The sequence below is a fragment of the Streptomyces lincolnensis genome, assembly GCF_001685355.1.
GTDB lineage: Bacteria > Actinomycetota > Actinomycetes > Streptomycetales > Streptomycetaceae > Streptomyces > Streptomyces lincolnensis.
Genome location: NZ_CP016438.1, coordinates 3,658,370 through 3,675,268 on the forward strand (window position 1 = coordinate 3,658,370; position 16,899 = coordinate 3,675,268).

Genomic DNA, 16,899 nt, shown 5'->3' on the forward strand with positions numbered 1-16,899 from the left:
TATGGGAAAGCCCGGAGTCTCAGGCGGAAATGCCGTCGATCCGGGCCAGTGCGTCGTCCGCGCCGAACGGCTGCAAGTACGGCAACCAGCGCGGGTCCCTATGGCCGGTCCCGATGATGCGCCAGGCCAGGCCGGTGGGTGGGGCGGGTTTGTGGCGCAGCCGCCAGCCGATCTCGACGAGATGACGGTCGGCCTTGACGTGGTTGCAGCGACGGCACGAGGCGACGACGTTGTCCCAGACGTGCTTGCCCCCGCGGCTGCGCGGGATGACGTGGTCGACGCTGGTTGCGACGCCACCGCAGTACATGCACCGGCCCCCGTCTCGGGCGAACAGCGCCCGTCGGGTCAGAGGAACGGGCCCCCGATAGGGAACCCGGACGAATCGCTTGAGCCGGACCACGCTGGGTGCGGGGACTGTGACGGTCGCGCTGTGCATGAAGGCGCCGGACTCCTCCAGGCACACGGCCTTGTTCTCGAGGACGAGGATGAGCGCGCGGCGAAGCGGTACGACGCCGAGTGGCTCGTACGACGCGTTGAGGACCAGGACATGCGGCACGGATGCCTCCTTGGGCGTCGGCGGCGCGTGGCTCGCGCCGGGACGATTCGTAGTCAGTCTCCCCTCAGGCCTGGTGGAAGCGCCACCATGTGCCGGTAACGGGCTGGGAGTGTTTTCGACCACATCTGGTTCATCCCCAGAATCATGGGCAGTTCATCCCACCCTTACATCCCCAGGTGAGCGCAGTTTCTCCCTCGAACATCGCAACGATCCCCACACGATGCCCCGATAGTGTGGTGGGGCTGCCCTACCGGTGACCTTTTCGTGACCTTACGCGACCGACGTACGACCGACCGACGTACGACCTGTGGGGCGGACCGCCGCACCTGGAGGTACCTGCCGTGTCCTTGTCCGCCGCCCTGCTGACCGCCGTGTCGCCGTCGCCTTCGCCGTCTCCCTCGGAGACGACGACTCCGGCCGTGCCGTCGCTCGACGACGCCCAGGAGAGCGCGACCAACGCCGCCAGCTGGGTCGAGCAGAACTGGTCGACGTGGCTCGCGATCAGCCTGCGGGTCCTGTTGATCCTGGTGATCGCGGCGGTGCTGAGAGTCGCGGTGCGGCGCGCGATCACCAAGCTGATAGACCGCATGAACCGCTCGGTGGGCGCGGGCGACGGCCCGGCCCTCGGCGGGCTGCTGGTGAACGTGGAGCGCCGCCGCCAGCGCTCCCAGGCGATCGGCTCGGTCCTGCGCTCGGTGGCGTCCTTCCTGATCCTGGGCACCGCGGCCCTGATGGTCCTCGGCACCTTCCAGATCAACCTGGCCCCACTGCTGGCCTCGGCCGGTGTCGCGGGCGTGGCGATCGGTTTCGGCGCCCGGAACCTGGTGACGGACTTCCTCTCCGGCGTCTTCATGATCCTGGAGGACCAGTACGGCGTCGGCGACACCATCGACGCGGGCGTGGCCTCCGGTGAGGTCATCGAGGTGGGTCTGCGGGTGACCAAGCTGCGCGGCGACAACGGCGAGATCTGGTACGTCCGCAACGGCGAGGTCAAGCGCATCGGCAACCTCTCCCAGGGCTGGGCCACGGCCGGCGTCGACGTCACCGTCCGCTCCGACGAGGACCTCGACAAGGTGCGGCGGACCCTCGGCGAGGTCGGCGAGCGGATGAGCAAGGAGGAGCCCTGGAACGAGCTCCTGTGGGGCCCGATCGAGGTCCTCGGCCTCGACAGCGTCCTCCTGGACTCCATGGTCGTCCGCGTCTCCGCCAAGACCATGCCCGGCAAGGCCCTCACCGTCGAACGCGAACTCCGCTGGCGCATCAAGCACGCCTTCGACGCGGCCGACATCCCCATCGTCGGCGGCCCGGTCCTCCCGCCGGACGCCGCACCGGACGCGGACCCGACAGCGGGCATGGCACCCCCGTCGGCCTACTCCAACACGGGCTCCCCCCAGGCCCAGGCAGCCACCCCGCTGACGCCTCCGGCGCCCACGAAGTAACACCCCGCGCCCGCGCCCCGCGCGTACAGCCCCCGCAGGTAACGACTCCGTTGCCGCGGGGGCTTCCTCTTGACGCCTTCTCCCGTTCGGTCCTATGGTCCAGACCACCGAACAGGAAACCTTCCTAACAATCACTGCCGGATGGACTTCGCGGCCTGATCACTGGGAACCTGGACAGCCGAGAGGCAGGTGTCGACATCCATGGCAGGAACCGCCGGTACGCCGGGTACGCCGCGTGTTCTGCGTGCCATGAACGACCGGGCCGCGCTGGACCTGCTGCTGGAGCACGGGCCGCTGTCGCGGACGCGGATCGGCAAGCTCACGGGGCTGTCGAAGCCGACCGCCTCGCAGCTGCTGGCCCGGCTGGAGGCGTCGGGGCTGGTGCTGGCGACCGGCACCAGCGAGGGGCGTCCGGGGCCCAACGCCCAGTTGTACGAGGTCAATCCGGCCGCCGGGTACGCCGCCGGGCTCGACGTCACCCCCGAGCGCATCCTCGCCGCCGTCGCGGACGTCACCGGCCGCACGGTCGGGTCGTACGAACTGCCCACCCCCGGCAGGCGCGCGGCGAGGTCGGTCGTCCAGCAGGTCACCGACGCGCTCGACGGCGCGGTCAAGGCGGCGGGACTGGCCCGCGACGACGTCCACCGGCTCGTCATCGGCACCCCCGGCGCCTTCGACCCGAACACGGGCCGGCTGCGCTACGCCTCCCACCTGCCCGGCTGGCACTCCCCCGCGCTGCTGGAGGAACTCGCCGCCGCCCTGCCCATGCCGGTGGAGTACGAGAACGACGTCAACCTCGTCGCGGTGGCCGAACAACGGCTCGGCGCGGCCCGCGGCCACGAGGACTTCGTGCTGCTGTGGAACGAGGGCGGCCTCGGTGCCGCCCTGGTCCTCGGCGGCCGGCTGCACCGCGGCTGGACCGGCGGCGCCGGCGAGGTCGGCTTCCTGCCGGTGCCGGGCACTCCCCTGGTCCGCCAGGTGAGCAAGGCCGGCAGCGGCGGCTACCAGGAACTGGCCGGTTCGCAGGCGATCCCGCGACTGGCCCGTGAACTCGGCGTCGAGGACATCCCCTCGGGCCCGTACACCGAGGTGGCGGCCACCCTCGTCGCCCGCGCCGCCGAGGCCGAGGACGCCCCGCACCGGCGGCTGCTCCAGACCTACGCGACGAACCTCGCCACCGGTCTGGCCTCCCTCGTCTCCGTCCTCGACCCCGAACTCGTCGTGCTCAGCGGCGCCTCGCTCGCCTCGGGCGGGGAACCGCTGCGCACCCTCGTCCAGGCCGAACTGGAGGAGCTGGCCGCGTCCCGGCCCCGGCTCGCCCTCGGCGACGTCCGTCAGCACCCGGTGCTGCGCGGCGCGTTGGAGAGCGCGCTGGCGGCCACCCGCGACGAGGTCTTCGACACCTCGCGCTGAGCGTCACCGCCTCAAAAGACCCACCCCCCTCGAAAGACCCACCCCTCCTCATCTCCTCTCACCCCGTCACGCCCCTAACCCACCCCCGCCCTGCCCTAGGGAGACCCCGTCATGCCCGGAATGTCAAGGAAAGTCGCACTCGCCGCCTCCGTCTCCGCGGTCCTCCTCGCCACCGCCTGTACCGGCCAGTCGAGTTCGGGCGCCGAGGACGACCCCTCCGCCGAGACGACCATCAACTTCTGGCACGCCTGGAGCGCGCCCGCCGAGACCAAGGCCGTCAAGGCGCTCGTCGCCGGCTTCGAGAAGGCGCATCCCACCATCCATGTGAACGTCGTCGGCAACATGACCGACGACAAGATCAACCAGGCGCTCCGCTCGGGCGGCACCAAGGCACCGGACGTGATCTCGTCGTTCACCACCAACAACGTGGGCAAGTTCTGCTCGTCGGGCGCGCTGGTGGACCTCAACCCGTTCTTCGAGAAGTCGGGCATCGACCCGGAGACGACCTTCCCGAAGGCGATGAACGAGTACACCCAGTTCGAGGGCGACCGGTGCAGTGTCCCGCTCCTCGGCGACGCCTACGGCCTCTACTACAACAAGACGGCGTTCGAGAAGGCCGGCATCACGAGCCCGCCGAAGACCTGGTCGCAGTTCGCGGCCGACGCCAAGAAGCTGACGGTCTCCGACGGCGACAGCTACCGGCAGCTCGGCTTCATGCCGAACTACCACGGCTGGGAGACCACCACCGAGCACTACCTCGGCCAGTTCTCCCCGACGTACTTCGACAAGGACGGCAGGTCCACGGTCGCCACCGACCCGGCCGTCAGCGCCGCCTTCACCCTCCAGAAGAAGCTCGTCGACGAACTCGGCGGCTACCAGCGGCTGGAGAAGTACCGCACCACCCTGGGCGACGAGTGGGGCCCCAAGCACCCCTTCCACACCGGCCAGGTCGCCATGCAGCTCGACGGCGAATGGCGCCTGGGCATGGCCCTGGACGCCAAGCCCACGTTCGAGATCGGCGTGGCCCCGCTGCCCGTCCCCGACGACCAGGCGGACCAGTACGGCAAGGGCTACATCACCGGCACCATCGCCGGTATCGCCGCCACCAGCAAGAAGCAGAACGCGGCCTGGGAACTGGTGAAGTACATGACCACGGACACCGACGCGGTGGTGGGCTTCTCCAACGCCATCCACAACGTGCCCTCGACGCTCGCCGCCCTGAAGTCCCCGAAGCTGACGTACGACCCCCGCTTCAAGACCTTCCTGGACATCGCCGCCAACCCGAACTCCACGACCTCGCCGGCTTCCGTCAACGGCGGGGTGTACCTGGCGACGATCCAGGAGTTCGGCTACGCCTACGAGAGCGGCAAGGCCAAGGATCTCAAGGCGGGCCTGGCGGCCACCGCGAAGCAGATCGACACGGACATCGCGCAGGCGAAGTGACGATGAGCACGATCACCCTGGCCTCGAAGCGGCGCCGCGCGTCGCTTCGAACCGCCGCCTTCATGTCGCCCTGGCTGATCGGCTTCGCGGTCTTCTTCGCGTACCCGCTGATCTCGACGGTCTACTTCTCGTTCATGCACTACGACGGTTTCAGGCCGCCGACGTGGAGCGGCACGAAGAACTGGACGTACGTCTTCGAGCACTACCCCCTCTTCTGGCCCGCCCTGCGCAACACCCTGTGGCTGGTCCTCGTCATGGTGACCCTCAGGGTCCTGTTCGGCCTCGGCATCGGCCTGCTGATCACGAAGATCAAGACGGCGACGGGCGTCTTCCGCACCCTGTTCTACCTGCCCTACCTGGCCCCGCCGGTCGCGGCCACCATGGCCTTCGCGTTCCTGCTCAACCCCGGTACGGGCCCGGTCAACTCGATCCTGGAGAGCGTCGGCGTCCCGGCGCCGGGCTGGTTCAACGACCCCTCCTGGTCCAAGCCGGCCCTCACCCTGCTCGCCCTGTGGGGCATCGGCGACCTGATGGTCATCTTCATGGCCGCGCTGCTCGACGTCCCCCGGGAGCAGTACGAGGCCGCCGAGCTGGACGGGGCGTCGGCGTGGCAGCGCTTCCGGTTCGTCACGCTCCCCAACATCTCGCCGATCGTGATGTTCGCCGTGGTCACCGGAGTGATCCAGACGATGCAGTACTACGCGCAGCCGCTGATCGCGGGGAAGGTGGCCTCGGGCGTGATCCAGGGTGCCGGGACGCAGTTCGAGCCCGGCTATCCGGACAAGTCGACGCTCACCCTGCCCCAGCTGGTCTACAACCTGGGCTTCCAGCGCTTCGACTACGGCTCCGCCTGTGTGGTGGCGCTCGTCCTGTTCGCCCTGTCGATGGTGTTCACCGCGTTCCTGATGCGGCGCCGCGGCGGTCTCATCCAGGCAGGTGACTGACGATGACCCAGGTACTGGACAGGCCCGCCGAGGTGGCGGCGCCCTCGGTGGAGGCCCGTACCGCCCGCCGCCGGGCGTTCTTGGAGTGGGTCGCGGTCCACTCCCTCGGCGTCGCCGCCGCCCTCTTCTTCACGCTCCCCTTCGTGTTCGTCCTCCTGACGTCCCTGATGAGCGACTCCCAGGCCCTCAGCCGCGACCTGATCCCGCACACCTGGGAGTGGGACAACTACCGCAAGGTCCTCGACACCCCCGGCTTTCTGACCTGGTGGCGCAACACGCTGCTCTACGCCGGTCTGGGCACCGTCCTGACCGTGGTGTCGTCCCTGCCCGTGGCCTACGCGCTCGCCAAGTTCCGCTTCCGGGGCCGCAATCTGTCGCTGATGCTGGTGATCTCGATGATGATGCTGCCGCCCCAGGTGGTCGTCATCCCGATGTACCTGTTCTGGGCCAAGCAGCTCGACCTCTCGGGGACGCTGTGGCCGCTGATCATCCCGATGGCGTTCGGTGACGCGTTCTCCATCTTCCTGCTGCGCCAGTTCCTGACGACCATTCCGAACGAGTACGTGGACGCGGCGAAGGTCGACGGCTGCGGCGACCTGCGCACGCTGCTGAAGGTGATCGTCCCGATGGCGAAGCCGGGCATCGCGGCGGTGGCCCTCTTCCAGTTCTTCTACGCCTGGAACGACTACTTCGGCCCTCAGATCTACGCCTCCGAGAACCCCGGCGCCTGGACCCTCTCCTACGGCCTGGAGTCCTTCAAGGGCATGCACCACACCGACTGGAACCTCACCATGGCCGCGACCGTACTGGTCATGGCCCCCGTGATCCTCGTGTTCTTCTTCGCCCAGAAGGCGTTCGTCGAGGGCGTCACGCTCACCGGAGTGAAGGGTTAGGCACGACATGAAACTCACCGTGGTCGGCGGCGGCTCGACCTACACACCCGAACTCGTCGACGGCTTCGCCCGGCTGCGGGACACCCTGCCCGTGGAGGAACTGGTCCTCGTCGACCCGGCCGCCGACCGCCTGGAGCTGGTCGGCGGCCTGGCCCGGCGCATCTTCGCCAGGCAGGGCCATCCCGGCCGGGTCGTGACGACCTCCGACCTGGACGCGGGCGTCGAGGGCGCCGACGCGGTGCTGCTCCAGCTCCGTGTCGGCGGCCAGGCGGCCCGTGAGCGGGACGAGACCTGGCCGCTGGAGTGCGGCTGCGTCGGCCAGGAGACGACCGGCGCGGGCGGCCTGGCCAAGGCGCTGCGCACGGTTCCGGTGGTCCTCGACATCGCGGACCGGGTCCGGCGCACCAACCCGGACGCCTGGATCATCGACTTCACCAACCCGGTCGGCATCGTGACCCGTGCCCTGCTGACGGCGGGCCACAAGGCGGTCGGGCTGTGCAACGTGGCGATCGGCCTCCAGCGGAAGTTCGCGGGGCTGCTGGACGTGGCGCCCGCGGAGATCCACCTGGACCACGTGGGCCTCAACCACCTCACCTGGGAGACGGGCGCACGCCTGGGCGGCCCCGAGGGCGAGAACGTCCTGCCCGCGCTGCTGGCGGAGCACGGCGACACCGTCGCGGCCGACCTGCGCCTGCCGCGCGCCCTGCTCGACCGGCTGGGTGTGGTCCCGTCGTACTACCTGCGCTACTACTACGCTCACGACGAGGTCGTACGGGAGCTGGCCGCCAAGCCGTCCCGGGCGGCCGAAGTGGCCGAGATGGAACGGCGGTTGCTGACCATGTACGCCGATCCCGCGCTGGACGAGAAGCCGGAGCTGCTCGCGAAGCGGGGCGGCGCCTACTACTCGGAGGCGGCGGTGGACCTGGCGGCCTCCTTGCTCGGCGGGGGCGGCAGCACCTACCAGGTGGTGAACACCCTCAACCGGGGGACGCTGCCCTTCCTGCCGGACGACGCGGTGATCGAGGTGCAGGCGGCGGTGGGCCACAAGGGCGCCACCCCGCTGTCCGTACCGGCCGTGGACCCGCTGTACGCGGGCCTGATGGCGAGCGTGACGGCGTACGAGGACCTGGCACTCGAAGCCGCGCTGCACGGCGGCCGCGAGCGGGTCTTCCGGGCGCTGCTCGCCCACCCGCTGGTGGGCCAGTACGCGTACGCCGAGGGGCTCACCGACCGACTGATCGCACACAACCGGGAGCACCTGGCGTGGGCCTGACCGCGAGTGTCCTCGCCGTCGACGCGGGCAACAGCAAGACCGACGTGGCGGTCGTGGCGGCCGACGGGACCGTCCTCGCCACGGCCCGCGGCGGCGGGTTCCGGCCACCGGTGACGGGGGTGGAGCCGGCGGTGGACCAGATCGCCCGGGCGGTGGAGCGGGCCTTCGCCGCCGCGGGCGTCGACTCGGTCGGCCATGTCTCCGCCTGCCTGGCCAACGCCGACTTCCCCGTGGAGGAGGAGCAGTTGGCCGCCGCGCTGCACGCGCGCGCGTGGGGCGCGAGTACGGAGGTCCGCAACGACACCTTCGCGGTGCTGCGCGCGGGTGTCGGTGAGCCGCGCGGGGTCGCGGTGGTCTGCGGCGCCGGCATCAACTGCGTCGGGATGCGCCCCGACGGCCGCACCGCCCGCTTCCCCGCGCTCGGCCGGGTCTCCGGGGACTGGGGCGGCGGCTGGGGCCTGGCGGAGGAGGCCCTGTGGCACGCGGCCCGCGCGGAGGACGGCCGCGGCGGTCCCACCGCCCTCGCCCGCACGCTTCCCGCGCACTTCGGGCTGCCGTCCATGTACGCCCTGATCGAGGCCCTCCACCTGGGGCAGGTCGAGACGGCCCGCCGGCACGAGCTGACGCCCGTCCTGTTCGCCACGGCCGCGGACGGCGACCCGGTGGCCCGCGCCCTCGTCGACCGGCTCGCCGACGAGGTGGTGACCATGGCCACCGTGGCCCTGACCCGCCTGGACCTCCTGGACGAGGAGACCCCGGTCCTCCTCGGCGGTGGTGTCCTCGCCGCCCGCCATCCCCGACTGGACGACGGCGTACGCGATCTGCTGGCCGTCCGGGCCCCCAAGGCGGTCCCCGAGGTGGTGACGGCACGGCCGGTCCTGGGCGCCGCGCTGCTGGGCCTGGACCGGGTGGGGTCGACGGCCGGGGTACGGGAACGGGTGCGGGCGTACTTCTCCTCCTGAGCCCTGGAACCCTGCGCCCTGGAACCGAACCGATTCTCCCGGCGTATTCATGGGCAAGGGGTGGTGAAGGGGGCGCGGCCGACCGTCGGCGGACGTTCCGTTCCGCTGCGATCCGATCAAGATCCAGCCAAGGCCGGTGCGGAATGTCGGTCCCGGCGGCGATACTTGCCGCGACGGATGACCATGGGGGAGGTCAGGAGTGACACACCCGCCGAAAAGCAGCGCGGCGCCACCTGCGGGTGCCGCCGTGCCCACGATGCCGTCGATCCCGCCGCCACCGCCCCCGCGGGCCGTGGTCGTCCCGCAGGGAAACCCCGCGCCGCCCGCCGCCCCCACCCCGCCGGAGCCCCGGCGGCGCACCGCCTTCGCGGAGGGCGTCGACCAGCTGCGCGCGGCCGCGACCACGGAACCGGGCCGGCTGCGCGTCATCGGCGCCGTCCTCGCCCTGCTCGTCGTCGCGTTCGGCGCCGTCACCGCCTGGCAGACCACCGAGCGGTCGGCCGCGGCCGACGACGTCCTGAACAACAGCCAGCCGCTCAGCTCCGCGGCGGCCGACATCTACCGCGCGCTCGCCGACGCCAACACCGCCGCCTCCAGCGGCTTCCTGGCGGGCGGTCAGGAGACCCCCGCCTCCCGCGAGCGGTACGAGAAGGACATCGACACCGCCTCCGCCGGCCTGATCAAGGCCGCCGCGAACTCCGACCCCGACTCGTCGGCGGCCCGGACGGTGTCCCGGCTCAACCAGCTGCTGCCCGAGTACAAGGGCCTGGTCGAGCGGGCCCGGACGTACAACCGCCAGGGCTACCCGGTGGGCGGCGCCTATCTGCGCTACGCCAACGCGAAGATGCAGGAGCAGATGCTCCCGGAGGCCGAGAACCTCTACAAGAGCGAGAACCGGCGGCTGCGCTCCGACTACGGGGACGCCACGCCGTACCCGTGGGCGGCGATCGGTCTCGGCGTCCTCGCGCTCGGCGCGCTCGCCTGGGCGCAGCAGCGCAACTACCGGCGGACCAACCGGGTGCTGAACCACGGTCTGGTCGCCGCCACGGCCACCACCACGGTGGTCCTGCTGTGGATGGTCGTCGGCCACAGCGTGGCGCGCGCGGACCTCAACGCCTCCTACGACCACGGCGTCCGCTCGCTGAACGTGCTGCACGACGCCCGGATCGCCTCCCTCAAGGCCCGGGGCAACGAGAACCTGACCCTGGTCGCCCGCGGCGCCGAGACGATCACGGTGAAGGAGCGCGGCGTGGAGACGACGTACGACTCCTACGACTACGACTTCGGCAAGGACATCGGCGCCCTCGGCAAGGGCCTCGCCGAGGCCGAGAAGCTCGCCGACGACGCCACCGGCGAGAAGCCGGTCACCGCGGCCGTGGGCAACATGACGGAGTGGAAGAAGCGCCACACCGAGGCGCGCAAGGCGGACGACAACGGCAACTACGAGGACGCGCTGAACCGGGTGATCGGCGGCAAGGACGCGACCGGTGAGTGCTTCGACAGCGTCGACGCCAATCTGGTGCGGGCGATCGACCACGAGACACGGGAGTTCAAGCAGGCGGCCGGTGACGGTCTGGGCGCGCTGACCGGGCTGCCGGTGGGCGCGGCCCTCCTCGCGGTCCTGGGCGCGGCCGGCGCGGTGCTGGGTATCGGCCGCAGGCTGTCGGAGTACCGGTGAAAGGGGGCGTGACGATGTGGGTTCGACGTGTGCGGGCCGGCCTGAGGGGCTGGGGCGGGGTGGGCGCCATGGCGGCCGTCTGCGCTCTCGCGGTGGCCTTCGCGCTGCTGCTGCCGCTGACCCAGCCGGGCGGCTCCGGGAAGGCCGGCAGCGGCGGCCCGGGACTGGCCCACGCCACCCAGGCGAAGGCCGAGGGGGGCTGCACCACCCCGGCGATGCGGAAGGCCCCGGAGAAGTACACGCTGCCCCCGTCGGGCGCGGACGGCTCCACGATCGCCGCGATCAAGGCCCGTCAGGGCGAGAAGCGCAAGCTGGTCGTCGGCGTCGACCAGAACAGCTACCGCTGGGGCTACCGCAACCCCAACAGCGGCGGCTCCGGCGACCTGGAGGGCTTCGACATCGACCTGGTCCACCGGATCGCCCAGGACATCCTCGGCGACGAGAACGCGGTCCAGTTCAAGGCCATACCCACCAACCAGCGCATCCCGGCGATCAAGGACGGCCGCGTCGACATGGTCATCCGCACCATGACGATCAACTGCGACCGCCTGGCCCAAGTCGCCTTCTCCGCCCCGTACTTCAAGACCGGCCAGCAGGTGCTGGCCCCCAAGTCCTCGACGATCAAGGGCTACGACGACACGCTCGCGAAGCAGCGGATCTGCACCGCGACGGGCTCCACCGCCAACACCGCGCTGACCGGCGACCAGAAGACGGGCGAACTGGTCGGCAGCGCGGACCTCAGGACCACCGTGCCCAACCAACTCGACTGCCTGGTGCGGCTGCAGCTCGGCGAGGTCGACGCGGTGGTCACCGACGGCGCGCTCGCCGCGAGCCAGGCCGCGCAGGACCCGACGGTCGAGCTGAAGGGCGAGCCGTTCACCACCGAGTACTACGGCGTGGCGATGAAGAAGGACGCGAACGATCTGGTACGCCGGGTCAACCAGATCCTGGTGGGCTACCGCGCCGACAGGACGAACGGCTGGCAGGCGTCGTACAACAGGTGGCTGTCGGCCACACTGGGCAGTGACTCCTCGACGTCGGAGCCGCCGGCGCCGCAGTACCTGCGCGAGAACTGACGGGCACGCAACCGATCTTCGGACACTCAACGCAGCGAGAGGTGATCGATGGGCGTCACGGACCCCGCCGGGCCGGTGATGGACCGGGACGAGGTGGACCGTGCGCTGGCGCGGCTCGGCGCGGAGCACGAGGCGATCGAGACCTCCCTGCTCGCGCTTCAGGACCACGCGGGCCGCAGACTCCTGGAGGGGGCCGCACTCACCGGCGTCACCAAGGAGCGCTGGACGGCCGCGGAGGCCGCGATCACCCTGCTGTGGACGTACTTCGACGCCTACGCGGACGCGCTGCGCTCGGCCCGCGAGATCCGCGCCCGGCGCCGCTGGTCCAGCCGCGAGGACCTGGTGGAGCTGACCGAGCTGCTGCGCGGCGAGTGCGTCACGGTCGCCGGATCCGCCACCGCGACGGCCAACGCGCCCACCCTGCACGGCGGTTCGAGCAAGCTCAGCGAGCAGTTCTCGCTGGTCACGCTCGTGGACCGGATGAACGAGCTGTACGCGGGCTCGCTGGACATGGTGGTCGCCGCCGACGCGGTGTGGTCGGCGCTGCCCGCCCGGATCGATCTGCTCGCCGCGGAACTCCAGCGCACCCGCAAGCTCGCCCACTCGGTCGGCGTCCGTCCCGGCGAGCACCCGTCGGGCGACGACCTGGAGCGCATCACGCGCACGCTGACGTCCCTGCGCGAGCAGGTGATCTCCGACCCGCTGGCGTTCTGGGTGCCCACCCAGGGCAGTTCGGCCCCGGGCGGCGGCCGCCCCGACACCAGGGTCTACGACCGCGAGGCGCGCGCCCTGGAGGACGTCCGCCGGGAGATCGACGCCGTGCTGACCGTCCGGCAGGACGCGGAGGCCCGTCTGGTGAAGCTGCGGGACGTGCTCTCCCGCGCGGACCGCACGCTCGCCGAGGCCCGCACCGCGCGCGGCGAGGTGCTGGCGAAGATCGCGGCGACGGAGGTGCCGGTGGTCAGCGGCCCGCCGACCGTGCTCCAGGAGCAGTTGGCGACGGCCGCCGAGTACCGCAGACACGCCCAGTGGCACCGCCTGTCCCCGCTCCTGGAGACCCTGGAGCAGAAGGCGGAGGACGAACTGCTGCGCGCCCGCGAGTCGTTGACCGCGGTCACCGCGCCCCTGGCGGTCCGCGCCGAACTGCGCGGCCGCCTCGACGCGTACAAGGCGAAGGTCGCCCGGCACGGCCTCGCGGAGGACACGCTCCTGGTGGAGCGGTACGACGCGGCGCGCCGCATGCTGTGGAGCGCGCCCTGTGATCTGCGCGTCGCCGAACAGGCCGTGCTGCGCTACCAGTACGCGGCCACCGAACTGCTGCGCGCCCCGCGGGTGCCGGAGCAGGACGGACCCGAGGAACGTAGGGGGGAGACGTACTCATGAGCGAGGCACCGCGGACCTGTCAGCGGCCCGACTGCGACGGTAACTACGAGGACGTGGGCGGCGGCGAGCTGTACTGCGACACCTGCGGTCTGGCGCCGGTGGTCTCGCCGACCGGCATGGTCGGCTCACCGCCGACGGGCATCACCGCCGGCGGCCGGGGCTCCCGGGGCTCCGGCAGCGCCAGTTCCCGCTCCAGCAGCCGCGGCAGTTCGCGTACGTCGTCCCAGTCGTCGAAGTCCCGGCGCTCGGTGTCGGGACGCCTGTCGCGGTCCCTGTCCGGCAAGTCCACGAGCCGTTCGGTGTCGGTGAAGAGCTCCGGCTCCAGCGCCGGCTCCTCCGCGCGCGGGCGGCTGGGCGCGGGCCTGGTCGAGGTGCCGGGGGTGCCGCGGCCCGATCCGCGCGCGATGGTGCTGGACAACCCGGAGGTGCCCGAGCGCAAGCGGTTCTGCTCGCGCTCCGACTGCGCGGCGCCGGTGGGGCGGGCGCGCGGCGAGCGGCCCGGCCGCACCGAGGGGTTCTGCACCAAGTGCGGGCATCCGTACTCCTTCGTCCCGAAGCTGAAGGCCGGCGACGTGGTGCACGGCCAGTACGAGGTCGTGGGCTGTCTGGCGCACGGCGGCCTCGGCTGGGTCTACCTCGCCGTGGACCGCGCGGTCTCCGACCGCTGGGTGGTCCTCAAGGGCCTCCTCGACACCGGCGACCAGGACGCGATGGCCGCCGCGATCTCCGAGCGGCGCTTCCTCGCGGAGATCGAGCACGCCAACATCGTGCGGATCTACAACTTCGTGGAGCACCTCGACCAGCGCACCGGTTCGCTGGACGGGTACATCGTCATGGAGTACGTCGGCGGCAAGTCCCTCAAGGAGATCGCCAACGCCCGCCGCGGCGCGGAGGGGCGGCGGGATCCGCTGCCGGTGGAGCAGGCCTGCGCGTACGGCATCGAGGCGCTGGAGGCGCTCGGCCATCTGCACAGCCGCAACCTGCTGTACTGCGACTTCAAGGTCGACAACGCGATCCAGACCGAGGACCAGCTCAAGCTGATCGACATGGGCGCGGTGCGCAGGATGGACGACGAGGAGTCGGCCATCTACGGCACGGTCGGCTACCAGGCGCCCGAGGTCGCCGAGGTCGGGCCGTCGGTGGCCAGCGACCTCTACACGGTCGGGCGCACGCTCGCCGTCCTGGCCTTCGACTTCCAGGGCTACACGAACGTCTTCGTGGACTCCCTGCCCGACCCCGACCACATCGAGGTCTTCCGCCGGTACGAGTCCTTCTACCGGCTCCTGGTCCGCGCCACCGACCCCGACCCGGGCCGCCGGTTCGCCTCCGCCCAGGAGATGGCGGAGCAGCTCACCGGTGTTCTGCGCGAGGTCGTCTCCCTCCAGAGCGGCCGCGCCCGCCCCGCCCTGTCCACCCTCTTCGGCCCCGAGATCCGCGTCACGGACCCGGAGCTGTTCCCGCGGCTGGACGGCGAGGTGTCCCGGCTGGGCGGCCGGGCGGCCCGCACCAAGCGGGCCCCGGCCGGGAACGGGCTGCCGGCGCCCGCTCCCCCGGCTCCGGTCCCCTCCGCGCCCTCCATCGTCAAGCACGTCGACGCCCCCGCCGCGGCCCTCGCGCTCCCCGTCCCGCACGTCGACCCCTCCGACCCGAACGCCGGGTTCCTGGCGGGGCTGATGGCGACCGCGGCGGCGGAGCTGCTGGGGGCGCTGTCGGCGGCACCGGCGCCGTCGACCGAGACCCGGCTGCGGCAGATCCGGGCCTGGCTGGAGAACGACGAGGCGCAGGCCGCCCACGAGTCCCTGCTGCGGCTGGAGGGCGAACGGCCCGACGACTGGCGGGTGGTCTGGTACCGGGGCGTGGCCGCGCTGGTCACCGGCGACCACGAGGCCGCGGCCCTCGCCTTCGACGCGATCTACGACGCGTTCCCCGGCGAGATGGCCCCCAAGCTGGCCCTCGGCCTGTGCGCGGAGGTGCTGGGCCAGCTGGACAACGCCGCCGAGTACTACCGCCTGGTCTGGTCGACCGACCCGAGCTATGTCAGCGCCGCCTTCGGCCTGGCCCGCGTCCAGCTGGCCGCGGGGGACCGCCGCGGCGCCGTCGGGACACTGGAGTCGGTGCCGGAGTCGTCCATCCACTACACGGCCGCGCGCGTGGCCGCCGTACGGGCCCGGCTCAGGCAGCGCACCGCGCTCGCTTCCGACGTACCCTTCCTGGACGATCTGACGGCCGCCGCCGGTCAGATCGAGGCCCTTCAGTCATACGGTCTGGATCCGGCCCGGCGTGAGCAGTTGTCCGCGGAAGTGCTCGGCTGCGCGCTGGACTGGATACTCTCCGGTGGCCAGGGTTTCGTCCCGCCCGCCGCAGGGGGACGGAAGCTGCTCGGCAGCGGCCTGGACGAACGGGGCCTGCGCTTCGGCCTGGAGCGTTCGTACCGCACGCTGGCCCGGCTGGCGTCGGGCGGCGAGGAGAGGATCGACCTGGTGGAACGAGCCAATCGTTACCGCCCCCGGACATGGGTGTAGTTGATGTCGCAGATGCCCCAGCAGACCGCCCTGTCGAGGTGTCCGAGCTGCGAGGAGCCGCTCGAGTCGGGTGACCGTTTCTGCGGCGCGTGCGGATACGACCTGTCCGTCGTGCCCGCACGGCCGGACGACCACCCGACCGTCGCCCTGAACGGCAGCCTGCCGCCGGAGTTCGGCGGCACCGCCCCGGGCGGTCACGAGCTGCCCGCTCCGGGACCGCAGCCCCCGCTCACGGGCTCACCGGTCTCCCCGGCCACCGGCGTGCGCTTCGACCGGCCGCAGCCCGACGAGTACCCGCTCCAGGCGCCGGACCCGCGGGTGGCCGCCGAGCTCGCCACCCCGGCCGAGGGCACCGCGCTGTCGACGAGCTGCGTGGCCTGCCGTGCGGGCCGGGTGGACAGCGACGGCTACTGCGAGAACTGCGGGCACGCCCAGCCCAGGGAGCGTGACCACATGGAGCAGGAGTGCGGCCCGATCGCCGCCGTCAGCGACCGCGGTCTGCGCCACCACCGCAACGAGGACTCCTTCGCCCTCGGCAACACCGTCCTGCCCGACGGCTCGCCCGCCACCCTGGCGGTCGTCTGCGACGGCGTCTCCTCCGCCACCCGCCCCGACGACGCCTCCCTCGCCGCCTCCCGCGCGGCGGGCGAGGCGCTGCTCGCCGCGCTGCCCCAGGGCACGCACCCGCAGCAGGCGATGCACGACGCGATCGTCGCCGCCTCCCACGCGGTCAACGCCCTGGCCACCGAGCCCGCGACGGCCCGTGAGCACGCCCCGCACCAGAACGCCCCCGCCTGCACCCTGGTCGCCGCGGTGGTCGCCTCCGGGCTGCTGGTCGTCGGCTGGGTCGGCGACAGCCGCGCCTACTGGGTCCCGGTGGACCGCAGCGGTCCACCGGCCCGGCTCACCGAGGACGACTCCTGGGCCGCGCAGATGGTCGCCGCGGGCCTGATGAACGAGGCGGAGGCCTACGCCGACGAGCGCGCCCACGCGATCACCGGCTGGCTCGGCGCGGACGCCTACGAACTGGAGCCGCACACCGCTTCGTTCAAGCCGGACCGGCCCGGTGTGGTGGTGGTGTGCACCGACGGCCTGTGGAACTACGCCGAGGCGGCCGAGGAGATGGCCCAGGTCGTGCCGCTGGACGCCGCCGCGCGTCCCCTGCACAGCGCCCGCGTGCTGGTCGGTCACGCCCTGGACGGTGGGGGCCACGACAACGTAACAGTGGCTCTCCTGCCGTTCCCGGCACCTCCTCAGGGGGCAGGATCGGCCTGAGGCCGCTTACGGGGGAGCCTCGTCGGACCGGAGGGGACCGGT

The 16,899-nt window shown here is 71.7% G+C and carries 13 protein-coding genes; 12 read left to right on the top strand and 1 reads right to left on the bottom strand.

The features are described from left to right. Positions 1-19: 19 nt before the first annotated feature. Positions 20-556: an HNH endonuclease gene (locus SLINC_RS16150; protein WP_030044337.1), complete on the bottom strand. Its 537-nt coding sequence runs from the start codon at positions 554-556 to the stop codon at positions 20-22. 341 nt (positions 557-897) lie between these two features. Here SLINC_RS16150 and SLINC_RS16155 point away from each other — a divergent pair, with 341 nt between their 5' ends. The 12 genes from SLINC_RS16155 (at position 898) to SLINC_RS16210 (ending at position 16,857) form a co-directional block, all read left to right on the top strand. Beyond that, a complete protein-coding gene (locus tag SLINC_RS16155) occupies positions 898-1,995 on the top strand; it encodes a mechanosensitive ion channel family protein (protein WP_067432811.1) in 1,098 nt (365 codons plus the stop codon). A gap of 201 nt (positions 1,996-2,196) precedes the next feature. Next, positions 2,197-3,408: an ROK family transcriptional regulator gene (locus SLINC_RS16160; RefSeq protein ID WP_067432814.1), complete on the top strand. Its 1,212-nt coding sequence runs from the start codon at positions 2,197-2,199 to the stop codon at positions 3,406-3,408. A gap of 111 nt (positions 3,409-3,519) precedes the next feature. Beyond that, the gene (locus SLINC_RS16165) at positions 3,520-4,851 is read left to right on the top strand and encodes an ABC transporter substrate-binding protein (protein ID WP_067432817.1); all 1,332 of its coding nucleotides are present in this window, start codon (positions 3,520-3,522) and stop codon (positions 4,849-4,851) included. A gap of 2 nt (positions 4,852-4,853) precedes the next feature. Continuing rightward, positions 4,854-5,795 (top strand): carbohydrate ABC transporter permease, encoded by a 942-nt coding sequence (locus SLINC_RS16170; protein ID WP_067432820.1) that lies wholly within the window; start codon positions 4,854-4,856, stop codon positions 5,793-5,795. A 2-nt stretch (positions 5,796-5,797) separates the two neighbouring features. Then, complete coding sequence (locus SLINC_RS16175) at positions 5,798-6,688, top strand: carbohydrate ABC transporter permease (protein ID WP_067432823.1); 891 nt, start codon at positions 5,798-5,800, stop codon at positions 6,686-6,688. Between the two features lie 7 nt (positions 6,689-6,695). Then, positions 6,696-7,961 carry a 6-phospho-beta-glucosidase gene (locus SLINC_RS16180; RefSeq protein WP_067432826.1) on the top strand — a complete coding sequence of 422 codons (1,266 nt, stop codon included), beginning with the start codon at positions 6,696-6,698 and terminating at the stop codon, positions 7,959-7,961. After that, complete coding sequence (locus SLINC_RS16185) at positions 7,952-8,923, top strand: N-acetylglucosamine kinase (RefSeq protein ID WP_067432829.1); 972 nt, start codon at positions 7,952-7,954, stop codon at positions 8,921-8,923. Before SLINC_RS16180 ends, SLINC_RS16185 begins: the two co-directional genes overlap by 10 nt. 256 nt (positions 8,924-9,179) lie before the next feature. Continuing rightward, positions 9,180-10,601 carry a hypothetical protein gene (locus SLINC_RS16190; protein WP_067445402.1) on the top strand — a complete coding sequence of 474 codons (1,422 nt, stop codon included), beginning with the start codon at positions 9,180-9,182 and terminating at the stop codon, positions 10,599-10,601. 14 nt (positions 10,602-10,615) lie between these two features. Then, entirely contained in the window at positions 10,616-11,677 is a 1,062-nt protein-coding gene (locus SLINC_RS16195; protein ID WP_079165121.1) for a glutamate ABC transporter substrate-binding protein, read from the top strand. 48 nt (positions 11,678-11,725) lie between these two features. Further along, the gene (locus SLINC_RS16200) at positions 11,726-13,060 is read left to right on the top strand and encodes a coiled-coil domain-containing protein (RefSeq protein ID WP_067432836.1); all 1,335 of its coding nucleotides are present in this window, start codon (positions 11,726-11,728) and stop codon (positions 13,058-13,060) included. After that, positions 13,057-15,582, top strand: a complete 2,526-nt coding sequence (locus SLINC_RS16205) for a serine/threonine-protein kinase (protein WP_067432838.1) — start codon at positions 13,057-13,059, stop codon at positions 15,580-15,582. Before SLINC_RS16200 ends, SLINC_RS16205 begins: the two co-directional genes overlap by 4 nt. Beyond that, a complete protein-coding gene (locus tag SLINC_RS16210; protein ID WP_067432841.1) occupies positions 15,583-16,857 on the top strand; it encodes a PP2C family protein-serine/threonine phosphatase in 1,275 nt (424 codons plus the stop codon). Positions 16,858-16,899 lie beyond the last annotated feature (42 nt).